The organism is Methanococcoides vulcani, from assembly GCF_900111645.1.
Classification (GTDB): Archaea; Halobacteriota; Methanosarcinia; order Methanosarcinales; family Methanosarcinaceae; genus Methanococcoides; species Methanococcoides vulcani.
The window spans coordinates 142,588-153,890 of sequence record NZ_FOHQ01000006.1 but is presented as its reverse complement, the minus strand read 5'-3'; the positions used below and the strand labels follow the sequence as shown (position 1 = coordinate 153,890).

Genomic DNA, 11,303 nt, shown 5'->3' with positions numbered 1-11,303 from the left:
AAAAAGTTATATTAGAAATCAAGTAAATTGCCCTGTCTTTTCTTTTCCTGATCTGTGCTCTTGTCTTCACCATCTAGGCTTGCGATAAGACCTACACGCTGTTCTGCTTTGGCAGCAGTTATGGGATTGTCACAGAGGGCAAATCTGATCGCTGCTCTCCAGCCAGTGTTCCTTCCACGAAGTGCCTGGCCAGTTGCAGCGTTTGCCATTGTATACAGCCACCAGCGCTCTTCAGGGAGAAGGCCTAGCCAGTTAGCTACTGCAACGGGTACACGTCCTGGATCTGCATCTTCAATAGCCCAGCCAAGAAGGACAAGTTCTTTTCCGAAAAGACGAGATACCGGTGTGAGCCCCCTTTTCTTCAATTTACCTTTCTTATAACCCATTTCCTTCAGGCGGCGATTGAATTCAGAAGATATGGCATCTGCGATTCCATCCCATTTGACCCTCGAGAGGGATACGCGCAGGCGTTCATCACTTTCATCCTTCACTGCACGTATCTTACCCTTCCACATCTCACTATCCCACGACATATGCTCGGATATCTGCACATCTCCGGTAGGTGAAGGAATAGACACAAGGAAATAATGCTCTGACTCTGCTGGTTTGAATCCAAAACCTTCTACAACAGAACTTTCACGACTCACTGATTTACCTCATCCATATTGATGTTCTTTTTCTCAGAATCTGCAAACTCTTTCATGTCCTGACCGGTTGTAAACTTAATGCTTCGTGCATCGATACCTACCTGACCGTCAGAATATACCTCTCTTAAGGATTCAATAAGTTTTTCGATCTGCTCACCTGAAAGCTCAATGGCTGAGTCAGTATTAAGCTCTATCCAGCTTTTATCTCCCATGACCGATAACCTAACCTCAGGAACACGAGCTTTGTACTTCTTAAGAAGGCCAGTGAAATCAAAGCTTTCTTTTGTAGTTTTTATATTATGATTATGTTTCCAAGTCGCAGGTTTATCAAGTCTCAGCCCCGGTTTATCCGCCTTCCAGTCAATATCTATTCTGATCTGCTCAGACTCAACACCCTTTTTTTCAGCAATAGCAAGTACCACTCTTACAGATCTATCGATCTCGAAAGGATTGGTATATATCCCACCAGCATTCTTGGGATTTGAACCATCTGTTGTGTACCTTATATTAGCATCTACAGGAGCTGCCTTCAATTCGACAGTCTTCTTATCTCCATCACCAAACACCCTTTTCTTCAAAGTGACTGAATTGCTCCATTTTAAGGTTGGTCCTGGTTCATGTGTATCATTAGAGTCGACGCAAAGGAAAGAAGCGTGCATATCCCTTATGACAAAATTCTGGAAATCATCAACTTTGGCGGAAGCAGTGGTTGCCTCTCCTCCTACATCATAATAGACAGTATCCCCATTGACTGGCACTACTTTTAATGTAACTTCTCCGGATTCTTCATCCCTGTTCCATTCCATTACCTTAATTGATGTTGAAGGTGCCGCGAAAGGACCTTTGTCAGCATACCCACCATCCATTCTCCACTGTTCTTTCCGCAACATCTCATCTTTTAAATTATCAAGGGCACTGGGGTGATGCCACTGCCATTTGGTAAGGATAGCCGCACGTTTCTTGATCTCAGACCATTGCATAGTCCGCTGTGTAAAAAGTCGCTGTTCGCATTTCTTCCTGAATGTCTCTCCATCCACATCCAGAGTGAACTTCTGTTTCTCAGTCAGCGTGTTTCGTATCAATTCCTCACCACGACACTTGTTCCCTTCAAAGTTCATGGTCAAGTCAGTAACACGAAGTTCATCGCTCTGAGGATAATGCAGGCGAGTAAATGTTTCTCTGGCAGCGCTTAACAATCGATGGATTATATTATCCTTAAGGTCCTGGGCAATGATCCTTTGGGTATCATCAGACCTAACACCACTGCTATCCATCTCTCCCAGAATGGATTTGATAGCCTTATACTCCTTTCCAACCGAGATCAAATTGTTCATAGTGTCTTTCTGACCGGATATAAAGCAAACACGATTCTTATAGTCAAGTGCATCATAGAAATCTATAAGATGCGGATGCAAAGATCCACCATGTGGTTCATATAAAACCAATTTAACTTTATCCTGAGTTATTGTAATATCATCAACAGCAGGGAGTACTTGAAGTTCCTGATAACAATCCTTCCTCTCAGGTACAAAAATAGTCTGCAGGAATTCTTTGACATCCTTTAGAGCTGCTTCTCTTCCATATGATTCCGCAAGTGACCTCAAACGGGCTACAAGGTTTTCTGTGTTCTTAAAATAAACTTTCCCGTTGTTTGCTCGATGCAGATACCAGCAGAGTTGACTCTCAAGAGTACTGACCATATCTGGAAGTGTAGTAAGATCTCGTCCAGGAGCTGCAATGTCAGTAATTATCTCAGATGTTGTCAGCCCAACCACGGAATGCTCAACATTCGCAAGAGAAGCCATCAAGATCAATTTACAGATATCCTGTGCATCAGAACCACTACGTTTCATATCCTCCATCTCTGCAACTGAATCTCCTTCTGATGCAACATCGTGGCTGATAGCGTTACCAAGAGTAGAATTGATAAGATTTATCTCAGCACTCATCTCAGGATGATTGAGGTCAATCATGTGGGGATGGATAAGCATCGCATTCTTCGCATCATCTGATTCATAAAGATGTGACACCATAACACGCATGAAGCGTATAAGACCCCTTGTCTGTTGGAATCCGGGATTCTCCCTAAAACGTGCATAAAGGTCCTTAATTGCAGGATGGAAAGGGTAAGAATCTCTCACTTGCTGCACGATCATTTCAGGTGAAACGTGTGCCAGGTCCATTTGCCCCGCTTCTTTAGTAACATCTCCATATGCCTGTGCAATTGACAGGATCGTATCATCATCCGGAAGTTCTGAGAAGATACGCTTTTTGAGGATCTGATATACCTCGTCAGTATTAAGTCCCACAGGCTCAATGTTTACAGAACTCCTTCCAACTTCATTTTCGAAATCATGAAGTGACTGGGTTATCTGCTGGCTTCCACCTTCATAAGTAGCTTTTAGATCTGAAAGAACAATAGTCACTTGCGAGAGTTCTTCTGTTCCAAGTGCAACCAGTAGATTTGAAAGCGCAGTCTTTGTTACTACGGAAAGGTCAGTGTTTCCGACTGTTTTGGATTTCGCATTTTCAAAGTAAGGTGGTAGTTCATCAAAGAGGATCAATAACTTTTGATTTTTCAACAGATTAACCCATGCACTTTTACCTGGAGCTTGTAATGGTGAGTAGTAATCTTTAAAAAATTCCCTATTCCCTAATTGTTCTGCAATAGATCCCCATATCCCATATGGTGCATCGCTTTCCCTTCCGTTGAAAACAACAATATTGATAGGACCAAGGACATTCTTTGCAAAACCTTCACCCATTACTTTTTCTCTTATTTCCGGATACTTTGCAAGAAGGGAAAGCCCTATCATGCAGTGGGTTTTACCGCCACCCATTGCCTGGGTTAGCTTGAAAACAGAAGCATCAGATTCATTTGCAAATCTCCTGAAAACTTGCTTAAAAAGTGATATCATTCCTTCAGTGAGATAGTTCTCTTCAAAGAAATCATATGGATCAATCTTGTTCTCCGCCACATCAGAGATATCAAGAACCACATCCCTTCGATTTCTATCAAATATAGAATCACGCACTTTACATAAGTCTTCAATTGATTGCATCTGAGCTCTCCATTAATTTGAATTGTAAATTTTTAAAGATTGATCTTATAAAATTAATATGTTTACTTTGATTTATTATTATGGGTTATGTGCTAATTCGTCAGTCCACTATTACCAATCATTGTTTTGGAACAAATGGAAATTCCTTTAATTCCACTTACCCCTACAAGTGTATCTTTTTTGGCAAGTGAAATTTTATGATTTATAACTTTTTCTATCATTACTGATCTCATCATGAAAATTCAGGATGGATAAGAGACACAAAGAATATCAACCTTATACCTTAATGATGCGGAAACTGGCAGATAAACTCGGTTGAGAGTTTATTCCTCTTCTTAATTTCTTTTTCTTATGATTTTATCAAGAGTCTTACCGTGTTTATCCTTCCAAACTCTCCACCCATTGGTACTTCCGCCTAGTAAAACACAAGCAGCCGTTGATGGTGATGAAAAAGTAAAGTCTTCCTGAAAAATATAAAGGCCATTTTCTTCTCTTAGTATACCTTTTTCTACTAGATTTTCCCGAAGTGATTTAATGCTTGAATGAATAGATGGTGCCTCATCTACGTTTGATTTCGAGCCCTTATTAACGATAAACCCTTCTTCAGTGTATTCACCCTCACCCTCAGCATCTTTACCTTTGTAATAGTAAATATTTTTCTTGTTTCTCTTTGTCTGCTCGAAAATAGGATAACCAAGAGTAGCTATAATAATTTTTAAATCCTCAAAAATTCGCAAAACAAAGTCTCGATCTTGGTTTGTTAAAGAAGATTGGGTAGGATTATTACTGTTTTCAAGAGTACATTTGTTGACCTTTTTTGCTTCATTACAGGCATGATTTTCAAGGTACTTGATATGAGCTTTGTTTAGGTTATTCTTCTCCGAGACAAAACATATAGCTTGATTCCAGAAATCTTTTTCTTTGTTGTGTTTGTTAAGCCGAGTTAACAGTACCTCAGATTCTCCAACATAAACACTTGGTTTACCAACTTCATCTTTTTCACCTATTAGAAAGTAAACACCTGGTTGAGTAAGTTCTGGATTTTGTGATGCATCATCTAATTTTGCTCTAGGGATGGAAACAGCTTTGACAATAGAATCAAAAAAATCACATATCTTGATACCCTGGGGGTTGGCATCTGGCAGGTAAATTGAAATTGTTCTTCCTATTGTCATGAATTTATCCTCAAAATGAATCAAATTCTAGCTAAACTTTACCACATATTATATTTATTTGTATAAATAAGTTGATAATGATAGTAATTTGAATTTTAATCCCATGGATTACTATTACGATCACACATAATGAATATTTCATATAAATTGAGATGCTCAAATGTCATTTGAAGCCCCCATTACATAAAGGAAGCAATGGAGAATATTCACAAAAATAAATATCTATTACCCACAATTCAAAGAGAGGTTGTTTGGATTTAAGAACGTCTTTTAGAGTGGATAAGGAAACTGCGATATTTTGGGAGATGTATGGTTTTGGAGTTCCATAAAAGAACTAAGTAACTAATAAATACGTTCTTTTAAGAATTATATTTAACCAAAAATAGATTTTATCTCTTCATATTCAATATTTGTCTTCTTCATATCTGTAAATAATTTATTATGATTGATCCCCTTTAATTTATTATCCTCAATAATGAGCACATTTTTATGTTTTTGCAGTATATAATTTGCAGTGTGCCTAGAAACTCCTAAATTTTGAAGGGCGATAGATAAACGATTTTGTGTACCATACTCTAAAAATTGTGACCAATTTACCCCAGCGTTTTCTTCTCCGAAAACTTCAACTAGACTCATATAATAATGAGTGAAATATTTTTCAAATGAATATCTTAATGTTCCCTCAATGTCCTCAATAATACTACCTATAAGCGCATTAATGTGTTCTTTATTATTTTTATTAAATTCTCCAGCATCTTTATGCGCAATGTATATGTGTTTTTTATTGTCTACATAATAGTCTATTGAATCATTTATTATTTGATTAAGGGAAGTCCCATTAATCCATTGGTTCATAAGCAAAGCAAAATAACTCAAAGAGTTTTTGTTTTTTAGATTTTTCTCCTTCTTATCCCATTCATAATAGTCATAAAATTTTGATAATACCTTCAAGCAATTAGAATAGTCCACTTTTTGAGGCAATAGTACTGAAGAAGTATTTTTCCTATTAAGAATAAAGTTGTATACTTTGTTTTGTATCTCGATATCAATTGATTGATTAGAATTCAAAACTTCCAGCGGAACTTTTAATTTCCCTGCTTTTTTATGAGCAATTGAAATTATTTCAGATTTATTTTTTTCAATTAATTTTTGAATAACAGGGCTTTGATATCCACTATCTATTTTTAGAGTATCGATACAAATAATATTTGCAATGTACTCTAATATTTCTATTTCTGTTAGAGTTCCTTTAATATCTTCATTTAGAAGTATTTTTTCTATTTTTATTAACTCTTTTTCAGTATCAGTTTTTTTCTCGATAGTAGGTTTAAGTTTAATGTCATTTTTTTGTTCTAATACTTCTGTATTTTTCCAATTTTTAATATCATCTCTAATACAATATATATTCCCAGATAATTCTTTTTTCAACCTTCCAGCTCTACCTGCAAGATTCCAAAAATCAATGTCTGTAAATTGTGACCTACCATTCTTATTGACAAGTATGAACACATTTTTAGTCGGAAGGTTTACACCCTCTAATAAAGTAGATGTGCAAAAAAGGTATTTTATATGACCATCTCGATAAAGATTCTCTACAATATTTCGGACTAATTGAGGGAGGCTTCCAAAATGGTATGCAATTCCTACTTCCAAAAAAGAGGCTAAGTAGAAATCTTCATGAATGTAATCCTGAATCTGTTTAATTGCTTTCTTTGTCTCTTGAGAAATTACAAAATCTTCTTTGCCTATAATATTTGCAAATTTGAATGATTTTTCTATAGTTGTATTTTTTGAATTACAGTAAACAATGTTGTAATCATTTTTACCCAAGTGTTTGATGAGATTATTTGTCTCATGAAGATCAGTAAGTAATTTAGGATGAAAAGTCTTGATAGAATCATCAATATAATGAGAGACTGAAAATTCTAACATATCTATGAAAAACAAATTTTGAGACACTGGTGACTCTATTGTGTGGAAATTTTTGCTGGGATTTTTGTTAAATGCTTTTAGAAAAATTTCTGGGTTAGATACATTTGGAGATGCAAAGTACAAATTGATATTCGTGTATGTTTGCAATGTTTTTTCAATGGCTTTATAGGCAGTTACACTTCTCAAATCTTTCTGTGATGCTATCTTATGTGCTTCATCAACAAAAATAAAACCTAATGGGGGATTGTCTTTTTTAGACAAATAGCTTAATAGTCTTTCAGGGGTTAGAATAAAGATATAATTGGAATTATCTTCTAATAAATCACTTACATTAGAATTTGTTACAATCTTGTACCTATATTCTTCAATATAGTTTCCAATCTCACTTTTTAAATCGAGAGTAAATTGATTTATTAATGCTCTCGTGGGTACCATTATCACCAAATTTTCCTTAGGCGTATTTCTAAGTACTTCTCTAATAAATGATTTTATAATGAATGATTTTCCCATAGAAGTGGGACCGGAGAAACTGAACAATTTTGAATTCTTGAGTTTTGTGAATAAATCGTATTGTACATCTGTAAATACTAATCCTTCTGTGTCTGGAACAGATTGTATGATCTCTTTAGCTGTCTTCTCCAGATTTCTATCAAAAGGTAATTTTGCAGGGTTTTTATCTTTTTTTTCAAGATATTCAATTGCTGGAAAATTTCCTAGCTTAGCAAAAACAGCCTTTGAATAAGTTCGATAAGTTGGATCCTCTTTGTAGGTATGATTCAATATGCTAATAATCTGATATGATTTGTTGCGAGCTTTAGAATCAGAAGAATTTGAAAGAATATCAGCAAACCTCAATAAATGAATATACTCTTTTTCTGTGAGTTCTACATCTTTTATTGGCAAATTGAATAGCTCAGCTGATATCAAATTTGAAGCTTTTAAGAATAATTCTTTAAAATATTGATCTCCAAGAACATCTTCGGTTAATTTATTTATTAGAGTAGCATTCATGTTAAGTGGTTAATTTTTCAATTATGTCTTTTCTTATTTCTTTCAATTCAGTAAATGGGACTATATATAGATAAAAAGTGTAACCCCATAGTTCTTTTTTCTCTATTTGCTTTTTTATGGTTTTAACAGAACTAAGAACCGAATTTTTAGTAGTTTCTCTTAAGTATCGGCGGAATTCTGCATTACTAAGATTTTTTTTATCATCATCAACTTTAATATCAAAACCTAAAAAGATTCCAAAAGATTTGTCTATGTTGTACTCATCTTCATTTGCAGAGGGGATTATTATCTTTTTCAAAAAGTCATATGTTGAATCATCTACTGACTCTTTAATTAGTTGACTATTTATCAAATTTGTTTCAAATCTAACTTTATTCTTTTTATAATCTAAAAATTTCATTATTGACTTAAATGCATCATAGATTCCATTTTTTAAGTCAGAATCTAGTTTTGATTCTCCAAAAATTAACTGAAAATCACTAGAGTTTAACTTTAACAAATGAACTCCATCCGCTCCTTTAACGTAATCGTTATTAGCCGTTTTTATTTCAAGTTTGGTTAATATTTTTGGAGCTTCAAGATGGGATTCAAGAAAGCAGTAGAGTAAAACTTCACCTAATTCTCCTTCATTACTAGTATAATCCCTAAATTTATCACGAGCAGCAATAAACTTTTTACCACCATGACTATTTTTAAAACTGTCTAATTCATGTCTCGAAAGAGAAAATGTAATTATGTTGTCATAAAGTTCATTTATTAGTTCATCGTAAGCAAATCTGTTGTTAGCTATTTTTAAAATAAAGAGATTCAATTTGTTTTGATGTTCCAAGTCGAAATCAACTAACTCATGATAAAAAAGGTTCAAGAAATCTTGTCCAATTTCTTTTTTGGGTAGCATCTGTGTATAAATAATTCATTGTTGTATATAATAATTTCTATATATCGTTGTGAAATTTCCAAATTCAGTAGTTCCCTAATTTTTACTTTCTTTTTGTTTTAGCTCCACTATCCCTCACCTCAAGCATTCCACTACAAACTGAATCCCCAACTTCCTCCTAAGCCATTCAACATTTTCAATTTAGTCTAAGTATAGAGTTTTTACAAAATTTGGGGAACTATATGGTCGGGGCAAGGCAATAGATTCCAGTAAGGGAACTCCACCTTTCACGCCCCTTGTCTGCACCTTCCCGTCCCGTCCAGTTGAACACTGTTCAACAGTCAATGAACGACACTAAGCAGTCAGAAAAATAATGATTCCATAGAGTTGGTGAAATAATCTGTTTATTGGGAATCTGTCTAATACAGTTATTTTGGGGAGATTCGTGAGGATATGGTTGGGGATCGGCATTCAATCGATTCGATCTTATCGAAGTTCGGGACAATGCGGTCGGGAAAAAGCAATAGATCCCAGTGAGGGAGCTCCACCTTTCACGCTCTATGCTGTCCCTCTTCCGTAACGTCAGAGTTGAACACTGTTCAACAGTCATTGAACGACAGTAAGGAGTCAGAATATTACTAATCCCATATTGTTGCTGAAACAATCTGTTTATTGAAAATCTGTCGAATTATAGTGATTTTTGAGAGCGTCGTAGAAATATGGTTGGGAAAGAGGTATTCAATTTTTCTCTTTCATTGATTTTCGTTCGTTTTCGGAGATATCTAGAGGAAGTGTGGTTGGGAAAAAGGAATTCAATTGGTTAAATTTCATCGACGTTTTGGGCAATGTGGTTGGGATAAGGCAATAGATTCCAGTAAGGTAGCTCCACCTTTCACGCTCCATGCTGTACCTCTTCCGTCCCGTCCTAGTTGAACACTGTTCAACAGTCATTGAACGACAGTTAGTAGTAAAAAAACTATCCTATTTTGATATGATTAAGGCTGATCTGAGCTGTGACCTCGAAGTTTTGGATCTTTCTAGAGGAAGTGTGGTTGGGAAAGAGGAATTCACCTTTTTTTCCTTCATTGATTTTTGTTCATTTTTTGGAGATTTCTGGAGGAAATGTGGTTTGGTGAGAAGAATTCAATTGGTTTGGTTTTATCGACGTTTTGGGTAATGTGGTTGGGGAAAAGCAATAGATTTCAGTAAGGGAGCTCAACCTTTCACGCTCCATGCTGTACCTCTCCATCCCGTCCAGTTGAACGCTGTTCAACAGTAATGAACAACATTTAGCATCAGAAAAACTATCTCATTTTAACATGATTAAGACCAATCCGAGCTGTGGCTTTGAATTTGACATCTTTTTGGAGGAAACTGGTTGGGTTAAGCAATTAAACCAATTCAAGTTACACAAAGTTCGGAGGATTTGGGGGAATTTGGAGGAAAATGGTTGGGTTAAGCAATTAAACCAATTCAAGGTACACAAAGTTCGGAGGATTTGGGAGGAATTTGGAGGAAAATGGTTGGGGGAAGGTATCTAACAGATTCGATCTATCGAAGTTAGGGCCAATGCGGTTGGGAGAAAGCAATAGGTTCCAGTAAGGAAGCTCCACCTTTCGCGTCCCTTGTCTGTACCTTTCCGTCCCGTCCAGTTGAACGCTGTTCAACAATCATTGAACGACAGTTAGTAGTAAAAAAACTACCCAATTTTGATATGATTAAGACTGATCTGAGATGTGACTCGAAGTTTGGGATCTTTCTGAGGTAAATGTGGTTTGGTTAGAGGAATTCAATAGATTCTATCTTATCGAAGTTCAAGGCAATGTGGTCGGGACAAAACAATAGATTCCAATAAGGGAGCTCCACCTTTCACGATCCATGTTGTTCCTTTCTCTTACGAGAATAGTAACAAATTCCCCTTTTTGGAAAGCTGTCCTTCTTCGATATTACCCATGAGGATCGCCGTAGAGCCTCTCTGTGAAGATTTCATGATTCGACCGCCTACTTTACCATTTATATGTAAAAACCTCTTAAAATAGCAAATCGAAGTATTTGCAAAAATAATACAGGAAAAATTTCAAGGATATATTTTCCTGATTCTATGATTTTAGCCATTTTTTGATGTGTCATTTCTTGTACATTAAGGTCAGCAAGAATAAGATTCATTCTTATGAAATCATAAAGTTGTGGTGAGGTTAAATGAATGCTCACCACTACTTTTTGGTTTATGACAATGTGACAGATGCTTCCATCACTTATTCTGCTTCCATTAACCGAGGTGACTTTTGATGTTCATGATGATCCTCCACTAAAAGGATGGATTGTCTTTGCATGCTTCTCAGTTCCAGCATAGTCCTAGATAAGTAGTGCATATGCCTGTTGCATGCGATCAGAGCTACGCATCAACATCTCTATGTGCTCAGGATGCTCTGTCACAAGGTTGGAACAATATTTTTCAAATTCTTTCGTGTTCATATATACCTCTGGAAATACACAGAAACGTGGTACCTTTAAGAAAGAACTATATACAATTAAGTATCCAATCATCAAAATGATATGGTTTGGATGAATTGTAGGCATTCAATCTTAACACCGCTGA

General features: G+C 35.9%; 5 protein-coding genes. All 5 read right to left on the bottom strand.

Annotated elements, in window-relative coordinates:
* Window positions 1-11: 11 nt before the first annotated feature.
* The gene (locus BMX02_RS09490) at window positions 12-647 is read right to left on the bottom strand and encodes a DUF3780 domain-containing protein (protein ID WP_091690450.1); all 636 of its coding nucleotides are present in this window, start codon (window positions 645-647) and stop codon (window positions 12-14) included.
* Complete coding sequence (locus BMX02_RS09485; protein ID WP_091690449.1) at window positions 644-3,709, bottom strand: DUF499 domain-containing protein; 3,066 nt, start codon at window positions 3,707-3,709, stop codon at window positions 644-646. The genes BMX02_RS09490 and BMX02_RS09485 overlap by 4 nt, the downstream gene beginning before the upstream one ends.
* Window positions 3,710-4,044: 335 nt before the next feature.
* Window positions 4,045-4,884 (bottom strand): GIY-YIG nuclease family protein, encoded by an 840-nt coding sequence (locus BMX02_RS09480; RefSeq protein WP_091690448.1) that lies wholly within the window; start codon window positions 4,882-4,884, stop codon window positions 4,045-4,047.
* A 372-nt stretch (window positions 4,885-5,256) separates the two neighbouring features.
* Window positions 5,257-7,827, bottom strand: a complete 2,571-nt coding sequence (locus BMX02_RS09475) for a DEAD/DEAH box helicase (protein ID WP_091690447.1) — start codon at window positions 7,825-7,827, stop codon at window positions 5,257-5,259.
* Between the two features lies 1 nt (window position 7,828).
* Window positions 7,829-8,725 carry a HamA C-terminal domain-containing protein gene (locus BMX02_RS09470; protein ID WP_091690446.1) on the bottom strand — a complete coding sequence of 299 codons (897 nt, stop codon included), beginning with the start codon at window positions 8,723-8,725 and terminating at the stop codon, window positions 7,829-7,831.
* Between the last annotated feature and the right edge of the window lie 2,578 nt (window positions 8,726-11,303).